The sequence below is a fragment of the Okeania sp. SIO2B3 genome, assembly GCF_010672525.1.
In the GTDB taxonomy this organism is placed as follows: domain Bacteria; phylum Cyanobacteriota; class Cyanobacteriia; order Cyanobacteriales; family Microcoleaceae; genus Okeania.
On sequence record NZ_JAAHGH010000002.1, the window covers coordinates 484,920 to 511,012 of the forward strand.

A 26,093-nucleotide genomic window follows, 5' to 3' on the forward strand; every position below is an offset into this window, starting at 1 on the left:
ATGGAACGTCCCTACTGTGGTCTATCGTACAGGAAAACCGCTGTAGGAGGCGGAAAATCTTAAATTTCCTGTTTGATCAGTTAATTAACCTACCTTTCTAGAACCTAAATTGAGTCCTGACACTTCCTACCCAGAGAGTTTCATTATCCTCAATGTGATTAGGATTAGTAATCACAAACAAACCAGGAGTAATGGCAATATTGTCAGTCATTTGGAAGCGATAGAATACTTCAATGTGTATAGATGTATCGGGGTCTTTTAAATCATCATCATCACCACCATCAGTAATGATTGGTGGCACACCAACAATGATACCTCCTAAACTACCGTCCCTGAATAGATCTGGAAAAGCTAAGGTCAAAGCACCCGTAAGTATTGTGATATCATCATCATCACTGTCATCTTCAGGACGAGCAAATGAGGTGCCGAACCAACCACCTATCTGAAACCAATCATTAACTTTCCACTGAGCTTCAAAGTTGATATTGTCTGCTGTACTTGCTTGATCGTCAAAAGGGTCTCTGGCCAGAAAACTACCAGTACTTCCGGTTAAGTTCAAATCTCCTTTTGTATGATAGGCACGCAAATAACCTATTTGAAAAGCTATTTTATCGTTTGGCTCAATCGTAAACTGGCCAAATCCACTAAACCCACCATTAAAAAGACCTCTGCCTTCTTGAGGGTCTTCCGAATCTGGTACAGCATAACCTATAGTTACCTTAATTGCATCACTAAAAGAGTAGGCAAATTTCATACCCGCATCAGAAGGAGCACGATAGTAAGTAGGGGTGAATCGTCCAAACCTAGAAACAGAACCAGAACCACTACTTTGAAAAGGATTAATAGGTGCCACAAAGTCATCAATACCATAGCCATTAGCAGCTATCTCTATTTGTGCTTTATCGTTGAGTAAAGGAAAACGATAGGCCAGTTTATTGAGAGTCACATCATCATCTAGATCGTCATCTGTAGATAGACGAGTCATCAAACTATTTGTCAAATCTCGATCGCTATAGTTAGGAACGTTACGAGCTTGTAAACGAGTTCTCAAGCGATCTTTACCTGTAAAACTGGTATCAAAAATTAAACGAACCCGATAAGAAAGAGTCGCCTCTGTTCGATCCTCGTCACTCCGTGCTAGTCCACGTCCCCCAGCTTTTTCTCCAAAGGTATCACTCAACCAGAATAAAGTTTCACCACCCAATTTAGTAGTTGTTGAGAATTGATTGGCTTCCAGTTCCTCAGTTCTCGCTTCCAGAGCATCAACACGACCACGCAACTCTGCTAATTCTGTAGCAAACTCTTCTTGCAGTCTCTGTAATACTGCCAAATCATCACGAGTCACTAAATCTGCTGTTGCTGCTGCGACCAATTCTGTAATTCGGTCCAAACAAGCATTCAGACCTGCAGCAAACTCATAACGGGTCATGGCCCGATTACCTTTGTAAGTACCATCTGGATAACCAGCAATACAACCATAACGTTCTACTAGAGATTGCAAAGCTTGGAAAGCCCAATCAGTGGGTTGGACATCTGATAATTGAGTCACAGATGTTACTTGTCCCATGGGATCTACTTGTTCTAACTCTGCTCCAGGAATCTTGAGGGAAGGATCTTTGAGATTTTTTAGCCTAGTATCTCCTGGTATTTCTACTTCTTCTGAGGAGGTATTACCTTGTGATTCTGTTGGTAGTTCAGATGAAGTAGTTGGATAGTTAGTTGTATTTGTATTAACATCTTGAGCGTTAGCCAGTTGTTCTACAGAAACCTGATTTGCTAAAGCAGAATTAGCTATTAGTAAAGTGGCGATACTGAACACACCAGAAGTCTGTTTTAGAACATTCAGGATAATTTTTGTCATTTCGATCTCTCCTCACACCTTTTCATAAGCTATGAACAACCCTACTGCTTAGAGTAGATTTAACTATTGATTGTTCCAATTGATTTTGTTAACAGAAGTCTTAGTGTTAGCTAAGTTTAATCTGGAGATAGATATCTAAAATTATCCCGCACTAGAGAATTAAGGGCTTAAATGCTCTGAAATACGGTATCAACAAATAGAATCTTTTTCTCCATAAAATTATTTCTAGTAGTTTTTACACAAAACTTATCCTGAAAAAAGACAAGTTAAGCATCGCCCTTGAGTGTAACAACAATTTAGATACTAGGTAAATATGTCTAAACTTCACTAGGGTTATCAGTAGACTCAAAATATTTCTGAATAATTAGATACAGCAGACATAGTTATCTTTTTTTACCATGAAGACTAGCACTTCTTACACAATAGTGCAACTATCTTGAATATAATATTTGATTTATTTTATTTTTCTACCTATTGTCCCAAGATTATGACTAGCTCATACCAGAAGCGATAAATCTTTACCATCAAAACTTAGATTGTTGCTAGTAGTCAAGAGAAATAGAATTTCAGCATTTTTTGTTCTTTATACCTCTGTTTTTAGTCAAATAGACTAAAATTTGGTAGAAGGTATTGTTTTAGCAAGTTTTTTCAACAATTAATAATTAATAATTAATTATTAATTATTACCTCTCCTTGAAAAGAAGAGGATTGATTCAAAGGAAAATTTTTCTTCATTATCCCCTTAAAAGGGGAGGCTTTAAACCAAAATTTTTCGGTAATATTCTTTTTTCAAAATGGTATAAAAATTTATAGCTTTTGAGAAATGAAATTTAAAGGGCATTCAGTAATATCAAATCCGGCCGCATTAGTGTAATTAGATAAAGAGTAAGATATTAAAATTTTCAATTAATTTATACATAGCATTTCTCAGGCTAGTGAGGTACTTTTATCTTTCTTATCTATTGCCAGATGAGCTGTTGCCTAGAATTTTATACCTCACTCTATTTGGGGAATTGCTATACATTGATCTGAAAAAAGTAAACCCCTCAGCTTGATCATCAGAACTTTTAAAGGGTAGCTAAGGGGTATAAAACTATTCTAGAAACTGACTAGCTAATCAGTCTTTCTATCATTTACTGAATTACCAAAGTTGTCAAAATAATCCAATCTGATTAACTAATATATTTCTTCTTGTTAATTCAAAGTTTTAGAATCTGAATTGAGTTCTTAAAGTACCGACCCAAAGAGTGTCATTATCCTCAATGTGGTTAGGATTTGTAATCACAAATACACCAGGAGTAATAGCGATATTGTCGTTCATTTGGAAGCGATAAAAAGCTTCAATGTGTATTGAAGTATCATCATCTTTCAAATCATCATTATCACCACCATCAGTAACAATTGGTGGCACACCAACAATAATACCTCCTAGACTACCTTCTTTTAGTAGGTCTGGGAAAGCTAAAGTCAAAGCACCAGTAATAATAGTGATATCATCAGTATCATCATCATCTTCAGGACGGGCAAATAAAGTACCGCCCCAACCACCTATCTGAAAGCCATCAGTAACTCTCCATTGAGCCTCAAAGTTAATAGTATCTGTGGTAGTTGCTCTACCATCAAAAGGATCTCTGGCTAGAAAACTACCTGTACTTCCGGTCAAGTTAACATCATTTTTCGTATGATAGCCGCGCAAATAACCGACTTGAAAAGCAAGTTTATCATTTGGTTCAATTGTAAACTGGCCAAATCCACTAAATGAACCATTAAAAGCACCTCTACCTTCTCGAGGATCTTCCTTATCTGGTGCAGCATAACCCACAGTTACCTGAATTGCATCATTGAAAGCGTAGGCAAACTTAACACCAGCATCAGAAGGAGCACGATAATAAATAGGGTTGAATCGTCCAAATCTGGAAATACTACCAGCACCACTACTTTCTAGAGGTGTGATAACTCCGATAAAGTCATCAATACCATAGCCTGTAGCAGCTAATTCTATTTCACCTCTACCATTCAGTACAGGAAAACGATAGGCCAACTTACCAATAGAAACAGTATCATCCGGACTGCTATCTGTAGATAAACGAGTCATTAAAGTATTGGTCAAATCTCCACCGCTATAGTTAGGAATGTTATTAGCTTGTAGACGAGTTCTTAAACGGTCTTCTCCTGTAAAACTGGTATCAAAGTTCAAACGAACCCGATAACCAAAGGTTGTCTGAGTTTCGTCCTCATCACTCCCGGATCTTCCGCGTCCCTCAGCTTGTTCTCCCCAGGTATCGCTCAACCAAAACAAAACCTCTCCGTTAAGTTTGGTAGTAGTGGAGAACTGATTATTTTCTAGTTCTGCTGTTCTAGCTTCTAGAGCATCTACTCGTCCTCGCAAAGCAGCTAATTCTGCGGCAAATTCCTCTTGCAGTCTCTGTAAAACTGCTAAATCTTCTCTAGTTACTAGGTCAGAAGTTGCCGCCGCAATTAATTCTGTAATTCGGTCTAAACAAGAATTCAAACCTGCTGCAAACTCATAACGGGTCATCGCTCGATTTCCCTTATAAGTCCCATCAGGATAACCTGCGATACAACCATAACGCTCTACCAAGGATTGTAGTGCTTGGAATGCCCAGTCTGTAGGTTGTACATCTGATAACTGAGTTACAGATGTTACTTGATCGAGTGACTCTCCATCTTCCAAGTCTGATACTCCCACTGGTGCCAGTGAAGGATCATCCATGGGCATTGAGCGAATATCTATTTGAGCTATTTCAAAAGAAGATGGGTTTTCTATCGTATTTTGGGCTAAGTTCTGATTTGCAGAATTTTCGCCACTTCCTAAAGTTTGTAAAGGAGGTTCAGCAGCGATCGCTGAACCTGCCATTAATAATGCTGCGCTAAAAACACTAGGACTGTATTTTAGAGTTTTCCAGATAAGTCTTGTCATATTTACTAACCCTCACACCAATGTGACATTCTCCTAAATCAAATCAAAGATTATGATGTAGGTTTCCCAACCTCACGGATAGGGCTTTCTGTTTCACAGGGAGTGCAACCACTTAACCCTCCGCAGACAGAGACGATGGGACTCACCGCCTTTTTATACTGAATCTCTACTTTTGTTTTGATATATCAAGACTAGGGCGGTCTATTTGTTTTACGAAAAAACAAAGGTTTTAATAAGTCTTAATATTTTTTTTGATCTTAAGTTTTAAATGGCCAACCGCAAAAGTCGTTTGACAATGTTAGAGATTGGTTTACTGATTAAGCGATGCTGTAATTTAATTTCCAGCCTTTGAGGAAGGCGTGAGGATTTCTTTACGAACAGCTCAACCATTATTCTTTTCTCTCTATCACAGTTTAGTTAGTTTGTCTATATATACAATTTCTTTACAAGGGATGAGCTTAAGATGCCACCTTAGAAATTAGATTTTTGCTTGATTTGTAAAAATTACGGTCTCGTCGCAAATTTTACACCTAATTTGATAATTTGCAACCTAATTTTCAGAGTATTTTTTTCTGAAAACAAGCCAAAAACTAAACAGAGAAAGGATAGTTAGACAAACTAATAGTAAAACCTGAAATCAATATAATAATGTAAAATTAGAAAATCATTCAATCTAACGACCCGCTTCTCACCACTTATCGTTTTTCAGTTTCTCAATTTCTATTTAGGGGTGGCTGATTAAATCTAAAAGCATTGACAGGTAAAGGTTTTAGCTTTTTTTCGCTGTAAGGGGGTGCAACTTTTTAACCTTGAGCGACCAAACAGTGAGGATAAAAGGCAGAATAATTGCAGAAAAATCAAGGGATAAAATATCCGATACCTCCTCTAAATTCTCCATTCCTCCTGACTCGGTTCTTCCCCTCCACCGGAGGGGTTATATCATGTCCGGATAATTAGTGATGAAAAAACACTTTTTCTCGTAAGCGCCTTTTCTTCCCTTCTGCCTCCTGCCTCCTGCCTCCTGCCTTCCTTCCTCCAAAGTGTAAGTATTCAACCGGACATGATATTAGGGGTGGGTTGACTCCTACCTCATACCAAAAGACTTCCATAAGCAAACCCTATTTAAGTAATTGGTTTTGAATCTAATCGACGAATAGCTATAACTGAAGGTTTCGGAGGATCGTTAACTTGTTTAGTTGGCCAGTTAGACCCCATCGGCACGGTACGAGTCTGGACAAAATCTGAACCATCAGTGGTTTTCATTGCCAACTGACGAGTTTCTGAAGTCATATTCTGGCGAATGCCGTTATATTCTCCTGGATGTTGAATAGCTAGAAACAAAGTTTTCTGGTCTTTGGTAAAGAAAGGCCCACAAGTTTCACTTTCTGTTGGCGCTATTCCAAATAAATAAGCTTCTCCAGCATTAGGACCAGAAGTGGGAAGATACCAGATAGAATTATTACCAAATAAACCACAAAGAGTAGACTGGTTTATTGGTTTGCCATCCTTACCCATTCGATTCATAGGCACTGTTTTGTTATGCTTACTGGTACTAATATCTGTCACCATCCACAGATTACCCTGTTCATCAAATTCTAAATTGTCAGGATTAGAAAATCCTAGTCCACCCTCCATAGGTTCGCCCCCAGTAGCAAACATTTCCCAACTAAATGTCATAGCATCTGGTTGATTATCATCCTCAGTCAAACGCATGATCCAACCAAATTCGTAAGCTTCACCATCCGGATCTTTAAATATACGTTTGTCTGGACTGCCATCATATTTACTGGGAGACCCGGAGGTAAAGGCAATAAATAAATTACCATTTTTATCTACCTGAGTATCTTCGGGACGTGCGGTACAAGTAACCCCAGCAGCATTAGCAGCTAGATGAGCATCAATGAGAATAGCTCCTTGTTTCTCTTCAGCATTACCTTTATACAAGTCCCCCAGAGTTTTATATTTCTGTTTGAACCTTTCTACTTCTTGAGAAGTCATAGCTTTGAAGCTACCACCATCAGGTCTTTGGGGTAGATTAATCATATTGTTAACGTGGACTTCTGGTAAATCTGGATTCACTGGAGTATCAGGTTGCAGAGGAATCCAACTACCTGTACCATCAGGATTAAATTTAGCGCCGTATAACATTCCATCTGTCAAAAGTTGAGAGTTAGCTTTATCAGTGGGGTCTTTTACTATACCTTTACTCACAAATTTATATAGATGACCACTACGGCGATCGCATCCGGAATAAAATGCTAATGGTTTATCGGTTTCTACCCTAATACCTACTGCTTCGTGGCGATATCGACCTAACCAAGTATGTTTTGTACCATAGTCGTCAGGGTTAGCTGGGTCTACTTCTACCATCCAACCATACTTATTACCAGCTAAACCAAATACACTTCCCAGACCAGCGACTCCTCTTTCACCAATAAAGAGGGATTTTTCTCTGGTCGGGTCAACAGAAGTACCATCAGGATATACTGCTTCTACTACATAATTTTGAAAGTTTTCTTCAGCGCTAAATACTGTTCCCCAAGGTGTAGTCCCACCTGCACAGTTAGCAAAACTACCAATGATGCGATCGCCTAATTTATCGTTATAACCTTTGCCTTTCCCTTTATTAAAAACTGCTACTGCGGGTCCAGTTGATTTTAAATAACGTCCGTCTTCTAATCCTGAAATACCTGTTATTCTGCGGTCAAATTTTGAATTTGTTCTTACCCATTTTCCATCTGGTTCGCGACGTATAGAAATTACACCTATTCCCATATCAATCATTGCTTCTTTAGCTATTGCGATAATCTTTTGTTTCAGGGAATTTTCAAGTAATTCTTCTGAACTAATTCCTGGTTCTGTTGCTTGTCTAAATGCTGTTGCTAATTCAGCAAAAGGCATAGATTTACCAATAACTGTTTGATAAGTTGTTACCCAAGGCAAAGGGCTAATATATTCAAAGTTTATAGTTAATAATCCTTCATTTTCACCAGTTTCAATGTAGGAAAGATAGTCATTATTGTAGCCAAAACGTGAATCACCTATTTTGTCACCCCATGACCCAATAACATCGTAAGTAAAACCTTCTGGAATTATTAAATCATCTACTACTTCGTAATTAGTATAATTCTCTATTTTTAAATCTTGATTACTTGTTTTCAAAGGCATTGGACCTTTAACTGGTTGGAAATTAATATTGTTGGTAGAAGTTCCACTAATTGGAGATTTTTCAATTGCTGGAGTAGATGATTGTTTTTGACAAGAATTAAGGGTTATTGTTCCTGCAGTAGCTCCTAGAAATATCAGGAATTCTCTACGTTTAAGGTTCATAGAAAAAGTAATAAGTTTTACGTTTTTTAATATAGCGTCGATTGATACTTTTTGGAAAGGGATAATTAGGCATAGTATGTACTATTTTCTTTTTTGTAGTAGACTTTTTTTTAACAGCATTAAATTGATATTATCTGTAACTTTGCTTTGGGAGTTTAGTGTTAAGGTGGTTTGATTTTATTTTTCAAGTCTAAATATATCAAAGCTTCTGTTCTTTTATTGCGTATGTCGCAATAGTCATTTTGGGCTTTTTTCTAAAAAACAATGTTTCACTTACTTGGAAATGAACTGGAAAAGTTAATATGTAACTTTGTTTTGGGGGTTTAGTGTTAAGGTGGTTTGATTTTATTTTTCAAGTCTAAATATATCAAAGCTTCTGTTCTTTTATTGCGTATGTCGCAATAGTCATTTTGGGCTTTTTTCTAAAAAACAATGTTTCACTTACTTGGAAATGAACTGGAAAAGTTAATATGTAACTTTGTTTTGGGGGTTTAGTGTTAAGGTGGTTTGGTTTTATTTTTCAAGTCTAAATATATCAAAGCTTCTGTTCTTTTATTGCGTATGTCGCAATAGTCATTTTGGGCTTTTTTCTAAAAAATAATGTTTCACTTACTTGGAAATGAGCTGAAAAAGTTAATATGTAACTTTGTTTTGGGGGTTTAGTGTTAAGGTGGTTTGATTTTATTTTTCAAGTCTAAATATATCAAAGCTTCTGTTCTTTTATTGCGTATGTCGCAATAGTCATTTTGGGCTTTTTTCTAAAAAACAATGTTTCACTTACTTGGAAATGAGCTGAAAAAGTTAATATGTAGCTTTATTTTGGGAGCTTAGTATTAAGGTGGTTTAATTTTATTTTTCAAGTCTAAATATATCAAAGCTTCTGTTCTTTTATTGCGTATGTCGCAATAGTCATTTTGGGCTTTTTTCTAAAAATAATGTTTTACTTACTCGGAAATTAGCTGGAAAAATTGGTATGTAAATATCAAGCCTTATTAAAATAGGCACTCACACAACCGAAAAAAAGTTCTTCTCTCTCCAGAGACAATCTCTCAAATTTACCCTAGCTCAGGTGTTCCCTGTCCCTCATAAGCCTGATTTGTGGGTATTCAACTAGACATAACAAAACTTGATTTGTTGAATTTTAGTATTAACTAAATTTAATTTGAAAAGGTAAATCTAGATATATCTAAAAACGTAAAAATTTCCTACGGAATGCTGCGCAAACAGCCGTTAGCTATTAGCTAGCCTCCTAGGTCGCAACTGCGGACTTCAGCTATTAATTTTGAGGAAGATAAAAGCAACCTTTGAAATTCAAGAATTGGCCTGAAAACTATCACTGGTAAATTATTAACAGGAATGGGTATTAAACCCATAGGGAAACACCAATGGCTGTTTAAGTATTTGTGGCTTTATGGGGGGAATAGAACCTCAAACAGCAGAGAGCTTTTTCTATGAATTTAGCCCTAAACGACACGGTGTGTATGGAAAAATATTTGGAGTTATTTGCACAAAAGTATCCTGATGATTTGCATATCATTCAATTGGATAATGGGCCTCTACATCAAAGTTTAAATATGTCAATTCCTGAGAACATAATTTTTTGATTTCAACCGCCTTACTCTCCAGAATTAAACCCCATCGAAAGACTATGGTTAGAGATAAAAAGAAAATTAAAATGGGAAATATTTGAGAATTTAGATCAGCTCAGGAAAAGGTTGACATCTATAATTACAGGATTAACTTCACAGACAATAGAATCTCTAGGGGGATGGGAGATCATTTTAAAAGCTTTATTAAAGGCTGGAGTTTAGTCCCTAATTTACTCCTATTCCCTATTCCTGATTTTGTGAGTGTAGTAATGTTAAATTGCATTTATATGACTATTTTCTAGCCATTAAAGTTCTGCAAGTTTTCCATCACAATTGATAAATTTTTTCCTTAACAACCTGATGCTCTCAGCAATTAAAACCTCTCCTGACTCTATAGAAGGATGGGTAGTTTTTGTATGGTTATTTTGGTTTTTGGTAGTTAAGCGTTCGCAACTACTCTGTGGCGATCGCTTAATAATTTTATACCTATTCTATTGTAACAATATTTTTTGAAATTGGTAATAAGTAATACCAATTGCTGTTTGCGTAGCATTCCGAAGGAAAGGAATAGCTGACTGCTAATAGCTTAATGCTTACCTAAAAACTTTGTTCTTTTATTGCGAATAGGGCAATATAGCTCTTCCCAGAAAGCGTGAAGTATACTTTAAGTCTTGAGCTTATTTATTTATTCTTTTACTTAACTACTGTTGCTATATCTCAGTAGAGTCAGAAAAACTAATGAAAGTAAAAATACGGATACTAATTTCTCTATTCGTAAACAATAGAATCATAAAAATGGATATAAAAAAGTTGTAAGCATTTCCTGCGGAATGCGCTCGCATTCAGCTATTAGCTGTCAGCTAGCCTCCTCCGGAGGAACTACGTTAACAGCAACAAGACTCTCTGATATAGGACAGTGTTTAAATTAAAATAGACTTTAAGGGCAAGGGAGCCAAATTTTGTAGTGAGACAATTAATAGGGCTTTTATAGTAAACTAAAAGCAATAACTGATAGCTGATGGCTGATGGCTGACGGCTGTTTGCGCAGCATGACCTAGGAAATGCTTACGTATAATTAACGATCAAAAAACTTTCTTCTTTTCCTTCTTCTTTATTCTTCTTTCTTCTCTCCTGACTCCTGAGGACTGACTCCTGAGGACTCCATTAAAAAACTGTAAATTTTTTGTGGTTCTAAATCATGTATAACTGTCAATAATTCAGTAATTTTAAAGCTCTGACGTTCGAGTTGTACTTGTAAGGTAGTCATAGGATCGGAACCAGAAGCAATGAGAAATTCCAATTTTGAAATATTCGGCCATTTACCTATTTCTGTTAATATTTTAGCGATCGCCTGTAAATAAGGATGATTTGATTGTTGGTACCATTGAGAATTAGTTAATGTTGCTTGCTCTAAACCAAAATTAACTATTAAAGGCGCTTGAGAAAAAACTGCCATTGCCACTGGTCTAGTTTCTTCCTGCAGTAAAAAGTCATATTCTTTGATTAAACTGCGTAATTTTTCCAAGTATTCATAGCGATGTTGAATTGGAGATTTCAAAGTTGGTTTTAAGGGGCGATCCAATAAATTTACTTCTTTTGTTTTGTTCTTCCAATCAATAGCAATAGTTACCAAATAACTGCGTAATAACATATGACCTAATTTTTGTGCTTTAGTCGCCAGATAAACAGAATTATAATCTGTTGTTTCGATTAACAAAGGAACGCGGTCTACTATTTCGATACCATAACCATTCAAACCTGCTATTTTTCGGGGATTATTTGTAATCAAACGAATTTTATTAACACCCAGATCGTGCAATATTTGTGCCCCCATACCATAGTTCCGTAGATCAGCAGGAAAGCCTAATTTTTCATTAGCTTCCACTGTATCTAACCCTATATCCTGCAATGAATAAGCTTTGAGTTTATTAATCAAACCTATTCCTCTACCTTCCTGTCGCAAATAGACAACAACTCCAGCACCAGCATCTTCAATCATTTTCATTGCTGCTTGCAACTGCATCCGACAGTCACAACGGAGGGAACCAAAAGCATCTCCCGTCAGACACTCAGAATGCACCCTCACCATCACAGGTTTTTCCTGAAATTCTTCTGGGTTACCTTTGACAATAGCTATATGTTCCGAATTATCTTGAGTATTGCGATAAGCATAGATTTTAAACTCACCAAATTGAGAGGGTAAATTGGCAATAGCTTCTCGGTAGACAAAGCGATCGTATCTGAGGCGATAGCTGATAATATCAGCAATACTAATCAATTTCAGATTATGCGTTATAGCATATTCTACTAATTCAGGTAATCTTGCCATCGAACCATTAGGGTTTTGAATTTCACAAATAACCCCTGCTGGATACAAACCTGCTAGTCTTGCCAGGTCAACCGATGCTTCTGTATGACCTGCTCGTTTTAACACTCCCCCCTCTCTTGCTCGAATGGGAAAAACATGACCAGGGCGACGTAAATCTTCTGGTGTGGTAGTAGAATTGATAACTGCTTGAATAGTGCGCGCTCGGTCTTCTGCGGAAATACCCGTGGAAACTCCCAATTCAGGGGAAGCGTCAATACTGACAGTAAAAGCAGTTTGATTACTATCAGTATTTTTAGTCACCATGAGTGGGATATCTAACTCATCAAGGCGATCGCCTGTCAATGCCAGACAAATTAGACCTCTAGCTTCTACTGCCATAAAGTTAATCATATTTGGAGTAGCAAATTGGGCAGCACAAATGACATCTCCTTCATTTTCTCGATGTTCGTCATCGACTACTACGACGCAACGACCTGCTTTAATATCGGCAAGTGCAGCATCAATAGAATCAAATTTAAATTGTTGGTTTAATTGTGTATTCACAAATAAAATACTTCTCAGGTTTTATAATTTTTTTTAAGGTATGCTTAAAAAGTGTTTCCTGGCGGAATGCTGCGCAAACAGAAGTTCAGCGGTTAGCTTTCAGCGAAAAACTTGGGTTTAAATCTCCTACTTCTTATGAAGTCAATTTTAGGAAGGGTCGCGTATCCCTTCTCAAAAGCTGACTGCTAAACGCCAATAGCTGTTTGCGCAGCATTCTTTCAGTAAATGCTTTTTATAAAGTATATAGCAGTTATATTTTTTACAATATAAAATCTTTTGGAACTAGCTAACAAAGATAAGAATTTTAGAGTTTCTATATATTTTTAGATTTTTTACAAATCATTTAGAATTGCTATAAAAAGATTATAGCGTTTCCTAAGCTACCGAAGCAATGATTAAATTTAGATAAACTTTTGATTATCTATGTCAGAAGAAGTAAGTAATTGATTTTCACATAGGAAAGACCGCATAATTCTTGGAGGTAAATTGTATGAAAGGTAAATTGTTTACAGAAAAAGAACGTCAAATATTGAAAGATATTATTATTCATCGCCGAACAGAATTTGGGGAAAATTTCATTAGTCAAGAAATTCCTGATACAACAATCGAACGCTTGCTATTCGCTGCTTTGAATGCTCCTTCAGTAGGTTTTTCTCAGCCATGGGAATTTGTAATTATTCGTGACCCATCAATTAAAACTCAAATCAAAACATCTTTTGAAAAAGAAAATGAAAAAGCCAAAGAGATATTCAAAAATAAACCTTTCTATAATCAGCTTCAATTGGAAGGAATTACCATAACTCCTGTTAATATTGCTGTGTTCTATAAACCCTCACCTAATCCTGTTATGGGTCAAACGAGTACGGATAAAGTTGGACCGTACAGTGTTTGTCTGGCAATTCAAAACTTGTGGTTGATGGCTAGAGCTGAAAATATAGGTGTGGGTTGGGTAAGTATTTTAGATGAAAAAGAGGTGAAAATTATTCTCAATGCTCCTCCAGAAAATGAATTAATCGCCTATTTATGTATAGGTTATGTCACAGAATTCACCGAACGTCCTTTGCTGGAAATTGCTAACTGGGAAAAGCGTAAATCAAAAGCTGCAGTTATTTATTATAACAGTTATTAAGTAAGCATTCAGCTGTCAGCTATTAGCTATCAGCTATTAATTTTGTCTTGGGAAAGGTAAAAGTAATTGAGAAAATTGAGAAATTAAGAAAGAATAAAAATTTACTACCAAAGTCTCCTACCCTAACCTTAGAAGTAATTATTTATTATTAATTGCTGTTAACGTAGTTCCTCCGCAGGAGGCTAGCTGACTGCTAATGGCTGTTTGCGCAGCATTCCGTAGGAAATGCTTACGTTATTAAGGCTTATTAAGACTAGATATTTGTCACTTATAGAGGCGTTTTATACAACATCTCTATAAGTGGCTTATTTACCTTAAAATTACTGTAAATATCAATTTATTCTGTTATCTCTTGTGGAGAGTCAAGAATATTTTCATATTCAATTTCTTCAGTAATTTCTTGTATAGAATCATCGCTTTCACTGGGCATAGATTCTACAACTACTTCAGATTTTTCTGAGGTAATTTGTTCTGAGTTTGGAATATTATCTTGCTGAAAATCTTCTACAACTTCAGGTATAGAAATAGTAGAATCATCACTTTCAGTGGGGATAGGTTCTACAACTACTTCAGATTTTTCTGAGGTAATTTGTTCTGAATTTGGAATAGTATCTTGTTGAAAATCTTCTACAACTTCAGGTATAGAAATAGTAGAATCATCACTTTCAGTGGGAATAGGTTCTACAACTACTTCAGATTTTTCTGAGGTAATTTGTTCTGAATTTGGAATAGTATCTTGTTGAAAATCTTCTACAACTTCAGGTATAGAAATAGTAGAATCATCACTTTCAGTGGGAATAGGTTCTACAACTACTTCAGATTTTTCTGAGGTAATTTGTTCTGAGTTTGGAATATTATCTTGCTGAAAATCTTCTACAACTTCAGGTATAGAAATAGTAGAATCATCACTTTCAGTGGGAATAGGTTCTACAGCTACTTCAGATTTTTCTGAGGTAATTTGTTCTGAGTTTGGAATAGTATCTTGTTGAAAAATTTCTACAACTTCAGGTGTAGATATAATAGTAGAATCATCACTTTCAGTGGGAATAGGTTCTACAGCTACTTCAGATTTTTCTGAGGTAATTTGTTCTGAGTTTGGAATAGTATCTTGTTGAAAAATTTCTACAACTTCAGGTGTAGATATAATAGTAGAATCATCACTTTCAGTTTCAGATTTTTCTGAGGTAATTTGTTCTGATTCTGGAATAGTATCTTGTTGAAAATTTTCTATAACTTCAGGTATAGAAGTAGAAAGATTTTCCACTGATTCATTACTTTCTTCTACATTTGGTGTAAAAGTAGAAGTTTCTTGCGGAGGCAGTTTTTCTAATAGTTCTGTTGTTGGTACTTCCTCTACTATTTCTGGTAGACTGGGAAGCTCATTTTCCTGAAGTGAATCTTCAACTTCAGATTTTTCTGATGGATTGAAATTTTCTTCTACATTTGGTTTTTCTATTGTGTCTAGAGTTTCTGATTTCTGTTTTTCGGTAACCTTATTTATAAGACCTTTAAATCTATCTCTAAAACGATTCACAAATCCACCTATTTTTTCTTTTGTTGTTGGTAGTTCGTTTGCTTCGGTAGTTTCTATTTTTGAGATTGATTCTTCAGTAAAAGTTTCCTCTATTTCTAGTTCAGTAGTAGGAATATCCTCTATTCCTGGTGCAATTAATGTTTCCTCTACTTCAATTTCTTCTGCTGTTTCAGTAGTAGGAATATCCTCTGTTCCTGGTGCAATTAATGTTTCCTCTACTTCAATTTCTGCTGTTTCAGTAGTAGGAATATCCTCTGTTCCTGGTGCAATTAATGTTTCCTCTACTTCAAATTCTGCTGACTCAGTAGTAGGGATATCCTCTATTTCTGGTGCAATTAATGTTTCCTCTACTTCAATTTCTTCTGCTGTTTCAGTAGTAGGAATATCCTCTATTTCTGGTGTAATTAATGTTTCCTCTACTTCAATTTCTGCTGACTCAGTAGTAGGGATATCCTCTATTTCTGGTGCAATTAATGTTTCCTCTACTTCAATTTCTTCTCCTGACTCAGTAGTAGGGATATCCTCTATTTCTGGTGCAATTAATGTTTCCTCTACTTCAATTTCTTCTCCTGACTCAGTAGTAGGGATATCCTCTATTTCTAATTCTGGAGTTACTTCTGCTTGAGTTTCCTCATAAATGTATTCTGGGTCAACTATACTATATGCTTCCTTCAGCGAAATTTCTCCGGCGATAATTTTGCTGAGAGTATCTTGTCCACCTGGTTCGTAACTAATCAAACCAATAGTGCTATTATAAATCTCATAGAGAGCATTACCCTCATCATCAATATATTCTAACTCGATCCAATTTTTTCCTGGATGAAACCCTTCTAAATATATTGACTGCCATTGATCAGTAATAAAACTGGTTCCATTAACCGTAACACGAATACGCCAATCAACTATTTCATCTTCAGGATCTTCTTGTCCTAGTAAGTGCGAAGGTGCATTAGTAAGATAATAATCAAGCAAGATGGGTTCCGCACCATATTCACCCAAGGGACTATTGTAAGTTAATAGTGGTAAATTTGGAGCAGGATTATTATTCGTGGTTTTAGTGAAAATGTGAAAAGTTGTTTGAGCATAAGCACCTTCATTCTTAAAACTTTCATCCCACGGACGACAAGCAAAAACTCTGATAGTATGAGTACCAGGTTCTAAGTCTGATAAAATCAGGAATTGATTTAGGTCATAGATTTTTTTATAAGGTTTGTTGTCTAAAATTACTTCTACATAAGGTCCTAAATCTAATTCTGACTTAAATATAGGTAGGTCTTTCACCTGGAGTTGCACTGTAATAGTATTGTCTTCAAATATTTGCCCTGGTTGAGGACTTTGTATTGTAACTTGTGGTTTGTAGATGTCGATCGCTTGACGTAGTTGTTGAATTATTTCTGGTGGCGAAACTTCCAATATTTTAGAGCTAGAAGTCGTTACAGCTTTTTCTGCGCTAAGTTGAGGTAGCTCAGAGAAGCGATCGCTACAACTGACCAAACCGGAAGTTAAAACTACTACTATTAGAAGTGTTAATAATTTTCTTAAATATAACCAGTCTAGACGATTTGTCAAAAATCCAAAAATAGATAAAGACTCTGAAACTCTTACCTTTGTTACCTGCTCCCTCTCTTGGCTACCTACTAGGTGTATATTTCGGCGATACGTCGCACCCATGTTTCCTCTGCTGGTGAGCATTTCTTGGCGAATGAAACATCTATAGAGTCCCACTCTTGTTCCCTTATTCGAGGATATTTTCTGTAAAACCAAAATCAGACTGTCGTATATTCTTGGCAAGTTTATATGAAACACGGACTATACTCCTATAAATTGAGAGTTGACATTGATATTTGTTTTCTCAGTTTTTCTGTTGTTTATGATGATTTTCTCACTAAAATCAATATTTTTGCCATTGATGGGGGATTAACTATATTTTATTTTTTCGTTTTTCGATAATTAGGCGAACAGCCTTGAAGCTTATCAAAATGTAAAAAAGTCCATGTAGCCTAGTTATCTAGTCAAATTTAAAGTTTTCAAAGAATAGTTAACTTTGAAAATTGTAAATTTTCTCATAATAAGTCTTGACTTTTTGTATATGCTGTGAATAACGATAGCTGATATTGTAAATTTTCTTATAATAAGTCTTGACTTTTTGTATATGCTGTGAAACGAGTAATAAGCAATAATAGGTGATTAAGTTGTGCTCAAGAAATTTTAATAATTGTAAACATACAACTTATACTCGTTAAGCAAGTCTATAATCTCCTAAAGAACTTTCATTTACATTCAGATCGATCAAATCGAATCTATGTATTTGAGAGAGTTTAGCCAAAGTCTTATATACTTTTGGCATAACCAAAGAGTGTGGTGTTGCATTCCTGCAAAAGACAGCTAAAATCTGTAAGTTTGCAAAAGATATTGATAATTCGTTACAAATGTTATCAATGTTGACAACATCAATAGTTCAGTTCAGTTTCTTTCAGAGGGGAGAGTCTTCATGACCATAAGTCCTCCAGAGCGCGAGGCAAAGGTAAAAGTCACCGTAGATAAGGACCCTGTACCCACCTCATTTGAAAAGTGGGGCAAACCAGGTCACTTTGACCGGAGTCTGGCCAAAGGACCAAAAACAACTACTTGGATTTGGAACCTACACGCTGACGCTCATGACTTTGATAGTCATACCAGCGATTTAGAAGATGTATCGCGCAAAATCTTTAGCGCACACTTTGGCCATCTGGCCGTAATATTTATCTGGTTGAGTGGCGCATATTTTCATGGCGCTAAATTTTCCAACTATGAGGCTTGGTTAACAGACCCCATAGGTATTAAGCCAAGTGCTCAAGTCGTATGGCCAATTGTTGGCCAAGAAATTTTAAATGCTGATGTTGGCGGTGGTTTCCACGGAATTCAAATCACCTCTGGATTGTTCCAACTATGGCGTGCTTCTGGCATAACTAATGAGTTCCAACTATATTGCACAGCTATCGGTGCCTTGGTAATGGCTGCCTTGATGCTGTTTGCTGGTTGGTTCCATTATCACAAGAAAGCTCCTAAGTTGGAATGGTTCCAGAATGTGGAATCAATGATGAACCACCACTTAGCAGGCTTACTGGGTCTAGGTTGCTTGTCTTGGGCTGGCCACCAGATTCACGTTTCTCTACCAATTAACAAGTTGTTAGATTCTGGCGTAGCACCAGCAGATATTCCTCTGCCCCACGAGTTTCTCTTTAATCAAAGCTTGATGGCAGAGTTATACCCTAGCTTTGCTAAAGGTCTAACTCCATTCTTTACATTAAATTGGGGCGAGTACGCTGACTTCTTGACCTTCAAAGGTGGTTTAAACCCTGTGACAGGTGGCTTGTGGTTATCTGACACAGCTCACCATCACTTGGCATTAGCAGTATTATTCATTGTAGCTGGCCATATGTACCGGACTAACTGGGGCATTGGTCACAGCATGAAGGAAATTCTAGAGAGTCACAAAGGCCCCTTAACTGGAGAAGGTCACAAAGGTCTCTATGAAATTCTGACAACCTCTTGGCACGCTCAATTGGCCATTAATCTGGCAATGATGGGCTCCCTAAGCATCATTGTGGCTCATCATATGTATGCAATGCCACCTTATCCTTATATAGCTACTGACTATGCAACTCAGTTATCCCTGTTCACACACCATGTGTGGATTGGTGGATTCCTGATTGTGGGAGCAGGAGCTCATGCTGCTATCTTTATGGTTCGGGATTACGATCCAGCCAAGAACGTTAATAACCTCTTGGACCGCGTAATTCGTCACCGGGATGCGATTATCTCCCACTTAAACTGGGTATGTATATTCTTGGGCTTCCACAGCTTTGGCTTGTACGTTCACAACGATACTATGCGTGCTTTTGGCCGTCCCCAGGATATGTTCTCGGATACCGGGATTCAACTACAGCCAATCTTTGCTCAGTGGGTACAAAATATCCACACCTTGGCTCCTGGCAATACTGCTCCTAATGCTTTAGCATCTGTTAGCCCAGCTTTCGGTGGTGATGTTGTAGCAGTAGGTGGCAAAGTAGCAATGATGCCCATAGCTTTGGGTACGGCGGACTTTATGGTTCACCATATTCATGCTTTCACCATTCACGTTACAGCTTTAATTCTTCTCAAAGGCGTACTTTATGCTCGTAGCTCTCGTCTAATTCCTGATAAGAGTGAACTAGGCTTCCGATTCCCTTGTGATGGTCCTGGTCGTGGTGGTACTTGCCAAGTTTCTGGTTGGGACCATGTGTTCTTAGGTCTGTTCTGGATGTATAATTCCCTATCAATTGTGATTTTCCACTTTAGCTGGAAGATGCAGTCAGATGTTTGGGGAACAGTAGACCCAGACGGTACAGTATCCCATATCACTTACGGCAACTTTGCACAAAGTGCAATTACCATTAACGGTTGGTTGCGTGACTTCCTTTGGGCGCAAGCTTCAAATGTAATTACATCCTACGGTTCAGCTCTGTCTGCCTACGGTTTGATGTTCTTAGCTGCACACTTTGTTTGGGCATTTAGCTTAATGTTCTTGTTCAGTGGTCGTGGCTACTGGCAAGAGTTGATCGAGTCTATCGTTTGGGCTCATAATAAGTTAAAGGTTGCTCCAGCAATTCAGCCACGTGCTCTAAGTATCGTTCAAGGTCGGGCAGTGGGGGTAGCTCACTATCTCCTGGGCGGAATTGTCACAACCTGGGCATTCTTCCTGGCTCGAATGATTTCAGTAGGATAAGAATGCAATAGCGTTTTAAGATTCTTGCTTGGGGATTGAACAATCCTCAATCCCCAAAAAAAGGCGGTGGGTATCATCGTCTCTGTCTGTGGAGGGTTAAGTGCTTGCACTCCCTTTGTTTCGCTCCGCGACATGTAACGCGCAGCGTTGCGCCAGCAAAACAGAAATCCCTATCCATGAGGTAGGGAAGCCTACATCAAAATTTAAAGATTATGATGTAGGAGAACGTCACTTCAATCTAAGATTCTCAGATACACGCGAGACATTTAGATAAAATATTTATGGCCACAAAATTCCCAAAATTTAGCCAAGACCTGGCACAAGATCCAACCACCCGTCGGATCTGGTACGGGATAGCTACAGCTCACGACTTTGAGACCCATGATGGTATGACTGAGGAAAATCTTTACCAAAAGATTTTTGCCTCTCACTTCGGCCATCTAGCAATCATTTTCCTCTGGACATCCGGTAGCTTATTCCACGTTGCCTGGCAAGGAAACTTTGAACAGTGGATTAAAGATCCTCTGAATATACGTCCAATCGCTCATGCGATTTGGGACCCTCAATTCGGTCAACCTGCAATAGATGCCTTCACTCAAGCAGGTGCCTCTAACCCAGTAAATATAGCATACTCTGGTGTTTACCACTGGTGGTACACCATCGGCATGAGAACAAATGGAGACCTATATCAGGGTTCTATCTTCCTCCTGATCTTGGCATCCATCATGCTGTTCGCTGGTTGGTTACACCTCCAGCCCAAGTTCCGTCCTAGTCTCGCTTGGTTCAAAAATGCTGAGTCCCGCTTAAATCATCATTTGGCTGGTCTGTTCGGTGTAAGTTCCTTGGCTTGGACTGGTCACTTGGTTCACGTTGCAATTCCTGAATCTCGTGGACAGCACGTTGGTTGGGATAACTTCCTGACAACCATGCCTCACCCAGCAGGTTTAGCTCCCTTCTTTACAGGAAACTGGGGCGTTTATGCTCAAAATCCTGATACTGCCAGCCATGTGTTTGGTACTTCCGAAGGTGCAGGAACTGCAATTCTGACTTTCTTGGGTGGTTTCCATCCTCAAACTGAGTCCTTGTGGTTGACTGATATGGCTCATCACCACTTGGCGATCGCAGTAATCTTTATCGTAGCTGGTCACATGTACCGGACTAACTTTGGTATTGGTCACAGCATTAAAGAAATGCTTGACTCCAAAGCTGGTTTAGTCGGTGGTAATAGTGAAGGTCAGTTCAACCTACCTCACCAAGGGTTGTATGAAACTCTCAACAACTCTCTACACTTCCAGTTAGCTTTAGCTTTAGCTTCTCTAGGTGTAATCACTTCCTTGGTAGCACAGCATATGTATGCTTTGCCTCCTTATGCTTTTATTGCCAGGGATTACACTACAATGGCAGCACTTTACACCCACCACCAGTATATTGCTGGTTTCATCATGGTAGGTGCATTTGCTCACGGTGCTATTTTCCTAGTACGGGATTATGATTCCGAGCAAAACAAAGGCAACGTGCTGGATCGTGTATTACAGCACAAAGAGGCAATCATCTCTCACTTGAGCTGGGTATCTCTATTCTTAGGCTTCCACACTCTCGGTCTTTATGTCCACAATGATGTAGTGGTTGCTTTTGGTACTCCTGAAAAGCAAATCTTGATCGAGCCAGTATTTGCTCAGTTCGTTCAAGCTGCTTCCGGGAAAGCTTTATACGGCATGGATGTGCTGTTGTCAAACCCTGATAGTATTGCTGCTACAGCATGGCCTAATGCTGGTAACGTATGGCTACCAGGCTGGTTAGATGCTATTAACAGTGGTACTAACTCTCTATTCTTAAGCATCGGTCCTGGAGATTTCTTGGTACACCATGCGATCGCTCTAGGTTTGCATACCACTACCTTGATTTTAGTTAAAGGTGCTTTGGATGCTCGTGGTTCTAAATTAATGCCAGACAAGAAAGACTTCGGTTACGCATTCCCTTGCGATGGCCCTGGTCGTGGTGGTACTTGCGATATCTCTGCTTGGGATTCCTTCTACCTATCTATGTTCTGGATGTTAAACACCATTGCGTGGCTAACGTTCTACTGGCACTGGAAACATCTAGCTGTTTGGCAAGGTAACGTTGCTCAGTTCAACGAATCTTCTACGTACTTGATGGGTTGGTTCCGTGATTATCTGTGGTTGAACTCTTCCCAGTTAATTAACGGTTATAACCCTTATGGAACTAATAACCTATCTGTTTGGGCTTGGATGTTCCTCTTCGGACACCTAGTTTGGGCGACTGGTTTCATGTTCCTCATCTCTTGGCGTGGTTATTGGCAAGAGCTAATTGAAACTATTGTTTGGGCACATGAGCGCACTCCTCTAGCTAACCTGGTTCGCTGGAAGGATAAGCCTGTTGCTCTTTCCATCGTTCAAGCTCGTGTGGTAGGTTTAGCTCACTTCACAGTAGGCTTTGTCCTCACCTACGCTGCCTTCTTAATAGCCTCTACTGCTGGTAAGTTTGGTTAATTTCTTGAGATTAGCTCAAACCTAGTTTAGTAGGTTAATTAAATTCAACCTCCTGCTTTTAGTAGGGGGTTTTTTTTGTGGAAAATATTAGGACTGGGAGAATAGGGCAAACAGGGATGAGGCCACGGATGTATGGATTAACTGATGGTCTGCAAACAGAGATTAAACCACGGATGTACGGATTAATTGATGGTCTGCAAACAGAGATTAGGCTACGGATGTACGGATTAATTGATGGGATTAGTTGATGGTCTTAGGTTTTACAGTTTAAGCCTTGGACAGCTAGGAATCTTGCGATCGCCTTTTTTAGTGATAAGGTCAGTAGTGCTATACAAAATGAAGAAAAAAAATGAGCAATTTCAAATCAGAATCTGATTATTCGTTGAGAATAATAAAAGAAAGATTAGAAGAAAAAATATGGAACAATCCAGAAAGCGAATACATACATAATTGGCAGTGGGAATTGAGGGATATCGAACAAGAGATTTACAGACGTGAAAAAGAAAAAGAAAGAAAAAGAAGGGAAAAAAAGGTTGATAGAGCAAGAAGCACCAATACTGAAAATAAAGGAGGATGTTCATCATGCTTTGGAAATCTTTTTGGGATCATTATACTTGTTTTTATAGCTTCCGTTTTTTTCTCTCAAGAAAACCAACAAACTTTAACAAGCAGAGACGGAAGACTGAAGATTAAGCATTTAGCTTCGTATCAAGAAGCTTGCGAAAAACGACAAGCAAGAAGCTCTTATAGCACTCAACGAGGAGTTCAAGGCAAATTATATCCAAGTAGGTGCAATCAAGCAGTGGGTAACGTTGAAGAATACTTATTCCTTGACAATTTCGGCGATCATAGATGTCAAGGAATGGCAAAAATTAGCACTGTTGAAGGAAAGACTTTTACATACTGGAGAGTTGATAAAAAAGTTCCAGGTTATATTTGTGAAACTGTTGGAGAAACATATAATATAGAAATTAATTAGCTTCAAAAAAGACATTTCATCTTAGAAGTTGCTTTTGAAAAAGAAGCTTTTGTGCTATGAGATATGTTCTCAACAACTCGTTCCTTGCTATAACTGTTGACTTATTAAATTCAAAAAAAATAAATGGTTAACAAACGCAAATCACTTCCACCTTCTCTGACAATAAAACTAGGAAAATGGGTTTGGACAAGCCTCTGGCAAATAATGATGTCAAAACTTGCCCCACGTAATAATTCAGGAGAATACATTCGTCCTGCTAGTTTATTTAGAGAAACAGTCGGGATACAAGCAGAAAACAAATATCAACCAGCTACTAAACGCTATCGTCTATTTGTTGGGTTGGGTTGTCCCTGGGCACATCGAACTCTGGTGGTTCGATCGCTCAAAGGTTTGGAAGATGCTATTCCAGTAACTATTGTTTCTCCAGCAGGCGATCGGGGTATCTGGGTATTGGAAGAGGAACAAGAAGGATGTTTTACTCTACCGGAATTATATAATTTAGCAAAGCCTGGTTATAATGGACGCGCCACTGTACCTGTGCTATGGGATGAGCAAACAAAAACTATTGTGAATAATGAGAGTGCAGATATTATTGTGATGCTTAATGCGGAATTTAATCAGTTTGCCAAAAATTCTCATCTTGACCTTTATCCAGAACAATTAAAAACCAAAATAGACGAGTGGAATGACAAAATTTACCACACCATTAATAATGGAGTTTATCGTTGTGGGTTTGCCCAAACTCAGGAAGCTTATGAAAAGGCTTGTCAAGAACTATTTAATACTTTAGATGAAATTGACAATACACTTGCTGCTAGTAGGTATCTTTGTGGTGAAACAGTAACATTAACAGATGTACGTTTGTTTACTACATTATTCCGGTTTGATATTGTTTATTATGGTTTATTTAAGTGTAACTTGCGGCGAATTCAGGACTATCAATATTTAAGTGCTTATCTACAAAATTTATATCAACTTCCAGGAATAGCAGATACTTGTAATTTAGAAGCAGTTAAACGAGATTATTATGGTAATCTTTTTCCTCTTAATCCTGGTGGGATTATTCCTTTAGGTCCAGATAATAGAAGTCAGAAGTCAGAAGTCAGAAGTCAGAAGTAAAAACTTAGGTAGAACCTTTTGCTAGGGGGACGTACAAGAAGAAAGTTTTTTACTTTCAATTATATCATGTCTGGTAGCATTAGTATTGTAAGGTAAGGGTAAGAAAGAAGGAAAAAGGCTTAAAACCCTGAAAAAACTTAAATTTCCTGTAGATATTCACTCTTGGGTTTACACAAACGCGCCCCAGCGGACATGATATTAGTCCACAAGCTGATTGTGGCCTTTACCCAGAGAAGATTATTTCCCGATGCTAAGGTCTAATCGTGTTTACTTTTAAGTTTTTTAGTAAAGTAAGAAACGACTTTGAAATTCACTAACAGGAGTCGAACTTTGCACAACGAAAGTCTGTCAGAAAATTTATCATTAGTCCAAGAAACTGTTGCGGATGATATTCCTGAAGCAGTACGAGACCCTCAAAAGGATGAAGAAATTATCCCAACTCAGTCTCAAAGCCAAAAATGGATATGGGGTTGGATAGGAATAGTTATAGTTGTGGGAGCAGTTAGTCTGGGATTACAATTTCAATCTAATGTCAATCAAGTTAATGCTTCATCAACTCAAACTGAAGTTGATAATGTAAATACTTTAGCTACATCTTCTGCCAATGAAACTCCAATAAATCAACTTAAAAAAGATACTTTATTAGATTTTCCTTACTCGCAAGTATCAGAAATGGAATTAGAGTATATAACTTCTGATAGTGATATTAGATTGCAAATAAATGCAGCTAAAAATTTTCAAAAAATGCTTGATGCTGCTAGAAGTGATGGTATTAATTTAGTGGCTTTGAGAGGATTTAAGTCTGAGTCTGAATTAAAATATTTGGCGAGTAATACTAATAATATTGAAGATAATTATGCAAATAATGCCAATCAAATTTTGCCTTTAAGTTATGGGGAATATGTAACAGGTTATGCTGTTGATATTGGAGATGGAAATGCACCAGAAACTAACCAAAATGTGGAATTTGAAAAGACAGCAGCTTTTCAATGGCTACAAAATTATGCTGCTTATTTTAGCTTTGAAATGATACCTACTGATGATGAAAAAGATATTGGTTATGAACCGTGGCATTGGCGTTATGTAGGCGATCGTCATAGTCTAGAAACTTTTTATAAAAATCAACCTAATATAGTTTCTGAAGAGTCAGAATTAATTTTAGAAGATAAAAAATTGATTGAAGAAGGAATAAGCAAGAAGCGGTGCGACCCCGCGTCGGCGACAGATGTAAGGGAATGCTCACCAAGAGAGAAGGAAGGAATAGATGGGAACTCAAATCTCAACCAATTGTAAACACTGTGTAGATGGTGGGGTATTAAACCAAAAATAAAAAGATATTGAAGAAGGAAGAAGGAAGAAGGAAGAAGAAATAAGAAGGAAGTAGATGGGAACTAAAATCTCAACCAATTGTAAGCACTGTGTAGACGGTGGGGTATTAAATCAAAAATAAAAAGATAACGAATAATTATTATTATTTTGGTT

Annotated in this window: 14 protein-coding genes and 1 pseudogene; 9 read left to right on the top strand and 6 right to left on the bottom strand. The window is 37.6% G+C overall.

Annotation, left to right across the window (positions count from 1 at the left end; genetic code table 11):
- Positions 1-97: 97 nt before the first annotated feature.
- The 4 genes from F6K15_RS03115 to F6K15_RS03130 all read right to left on the bottom strand — a co-directional run bounded on the left by F6K15_RS03115 (position 98) and on the right by F6K15_RS03130 (position 8,132).
- Positions 98-1,861, bottom strand: a complete 1,764-nt coding sequence (locus F6K15_RS03115; RefSeq protein ID WP_293056890.1) for an iron uptake porin — start codon at positions 1,859-1,861, stop codon at positions 98-100.
- Positions 1,862-3,068: 1,207 nt separating this feature from the next.
- Entirely contained in the window at positions 3,069-4,802 is a 1,734-nt protein-coding gene (locus tag F6K15_RS03120; RefSeq protein WP_293056891.1) for an iron uptake porin, read from the bottom strand.
- Positions 4,803-5,755: 953 nt separating this feature from the next.
- Positions 5,756-5,911: a hypothetical protein gene (locus F6K15_RS03125; RefSeq protein WP_293056892.1), complete on the bottom strand. Its 156-nt coding sequence runs from the start codon at positions 5,909-5,911 to the stop codon at positions 5,756-5,758.
- A 13-nt stretch (positions 5,912-5,924) separates the two neighbouring features.
- A complete protein-coding gene (locus F6K15_RS03130; RefSeq protein ID WP_293056893.1) occupies positions 5,925-8,132 on the bottom strand; it encodes a PhoX family phosphatase in 2,208 nt (735 codons plus the stop codon).
- A 1,451-nt stretch (positions 8,133-9,583) separates the two neighbouring features.
- On the opposite strand from F6K15_RS03130, the gene F6K15_RS03135 reads away from it, so the two are divergent.
- Positions 9,584-9,736 (top strand): hypothetical protein, encoded by a 153-nt coding sequence (locus tag F6K15_RS03135; RefSeq protein WP_293056895.1) that lies wholly within the window; start codon positions 9,584-9,586, stop codon positions 9,734-9,736.
- A gap of 15 nt (positions 9,737-9,751) precedes the next feature.
- Positions 9,752-9,943: pseudogene (locus tag F6K15_RS38065) on the top strand (IS630 family transposase); the annotation flags it as partial.
- An 889-nt stretch (positions 9,944-10,832) separates the two neighbouring features.
- On the opposite strand, the gene ribBA reads toward F6K15_RS38065, so the two are convergent.
- On the bottom strand, positions 10,833-12,593 hold the full coding sequence (gene ribBA / locus F6K15_RS03140; RefSeq protein ID WP_293056896.1) for a bifunctional 3,4-dihydroxy-2-butanone-4-phosphate synthase/GTP cyclohydrolase II: 1,761 nt from the start codon (positions 12,591-12,593) through the stop codon (positions 10,833-10,835).
- 490 nt (positions 12,594-13,083) lie between these two features.
- Here ribBA and bluB point away from each other — a divergent pair, with 490 nt between their 5' ends.
- A complete protein-coding gene (gene bluB, locus F6K15_RS03145; RefSeq protein WP_293056897.1) occupies positions 13,084-13,722 on the top strand; it encodes a 5,6-dimethylbenzimidazole synthase in 639 nt (212 codons plus the stop codon).
- A 337-nt stretch (positions 13,723-14,059) separates the two neighbouring features.
- Here bluB and F6K15_RS03150 read toward each other — a convergent pair whose 3' ends face one another.
- A complete protein-coding gene (locus tag F6K15_RS03150; protein WP_293056898.1) occupies positions 14,060-17,062 on the bottom strand; it encodes a hypothetical protein in 3,003 nt (1,000 codons plus the stop codon).
- A gap of 685 nt (positions 17,063-17,747) precedes the next feature.
- Between F6K15_RS03150 and psaA the strand changes: the two genes are divergently transcribed.
- From psaA to F6K15_RS03180, 6 genes are all read left to right on the top strand, one after another.
- Complete coding sequence (psaA, locus tag F6K15_RS03155; protein ID WP_293056899.1) at positions 17,748-20,003, top strand: photosystem I core protein PsaA; 2,256 nt, start codon at positions 17,748-17,750, stop codon at positions 20,001-20,003.
- Between the two features lie 281 nt (positions 20,004-20,284).
- Positions 20,285-22,513, top strand: a complete 2,229-nt coding sequence (gene psaB, locus F6K15_RS03160) for a photosystem I core protein PsaB (protein WP_293056900.1) — start codon at positions 20,285-20,287, stop codon at positions 22,511-22,513.
- 77 nt (positions 22,514-22,590) lie between these two features.
- The gene (locus F6K15_RS03165; protein WP_293056901.1) at positions 22,591-22,761 is read left to right on the top strand and encodes a hypothetical protein; all 171 of its coding nucleotides are present in this window, start codon (positions 22,591-22,593) and stop codon (positions 22,759-22,761) included.
- 101 nt (positions 22,762-22,862) lie between these two features.
- Complete coding sequence (locus F6K15_RS03170; protein ID WP_293056902.1) at positions 22,863-23,492, top strand: hypothetical protein; 630 nt, start codon at positions 22,863-22,865, stop codon at positions 23,490-23,492.
- Between the two features lie 123 nt (positions 23,493-23,615).
- Complete coding sequence (locus F6K15_RS03175) at positions 23,616-24,611, top strand: glutathione S-transferase family protein (protein WP_293056903.1); 996 nt, start codon at positions 23,616-23,618, stop codon at positions 24,609-24,611.
- Positions 24,612-24,941: 330 nt separating this feature from the next.
- Positions 24,942-25,904 (top strand): D-alanyl-D-alanine carboxypeptidase family protein, encoded by a 963-nt coding sequence (locus F6K15_RS03180; RefSeq protein ID WP_293056904.1) that lies wholly within the window; start codon positions 24,942-24,944, stop codon positions 25,902-25,904.
- The last annotated feature ends 189 nt before the right edge of the window (positions 25,905-26,093 follow it).

Coding starts and splice junctions, on each gene's coding strand:
- F6K15_RS03115 (WP_293056890.1), bottom strand. CDS start 1,861: ATGACAAAAATTATCCTGAATGTTCTAAAACAGACTTCTGGTGTGTTC.
- F6K15_RS03175 (WP_293056903.1), top strand. CDS start 23,616: ATGGTTAACAAACGCAAATCACTTCCACCTTCTCTGACAATAAAACTA.
- F6K15_RS03125 (WP_293056892.1), bottom strand. CDS start 5,911: ATGGAAGTCTTTTGGTATGAGGTAGGAGTCAACCCACCCCTAATATCA.
- F6K15_RS03120 (WP_293056891.1), bottom strand. CDS start 4,802: ATGACAAGACTTATCTGGAAAACTCTAAAATACAGTCCTAGTGTTTTT.
- psaB (WP_293056900.1), top strand. CDS start 20,285: ATGGCCACAAAATTCCCAAAATTTAGCCAAGACCTGGCACAAGATCCA.
- bluB (WP_293056897.1), top strand. CDS start 13,084: ATGAAAGGTAAATTGTTTACAGAAAAAGAACGTCAAATATTGAAAGAT.
- psaA (WP_293056899.1), top strand. CDS start 17,748: ATGACCATAAGTCCTCCAGAGCGCGAGGCAAAGGTAAAAGTCACCGTA.
- F6K15_RS03170 (WP_293056902.1), top strand. CDS start 22,863: ATGAGCAATTTCAAATCAGAATCTGATTATTCGTTGAGAATAATAAAA.
- F6K15_RS03130 (WP_293056893.1), bottom strand. CDS start 8,132: ATGAACCTTAAACGTAGAGAATTCCTGATATTTCTAGGAGCTACTGCA.
- F6K15_RS03135 (WP_293056895.1), top strand. CDS start 9,584: ATGAATTTAGCCCTAAACGACACGGTGTGTATGGAAAAATATTTGGAG.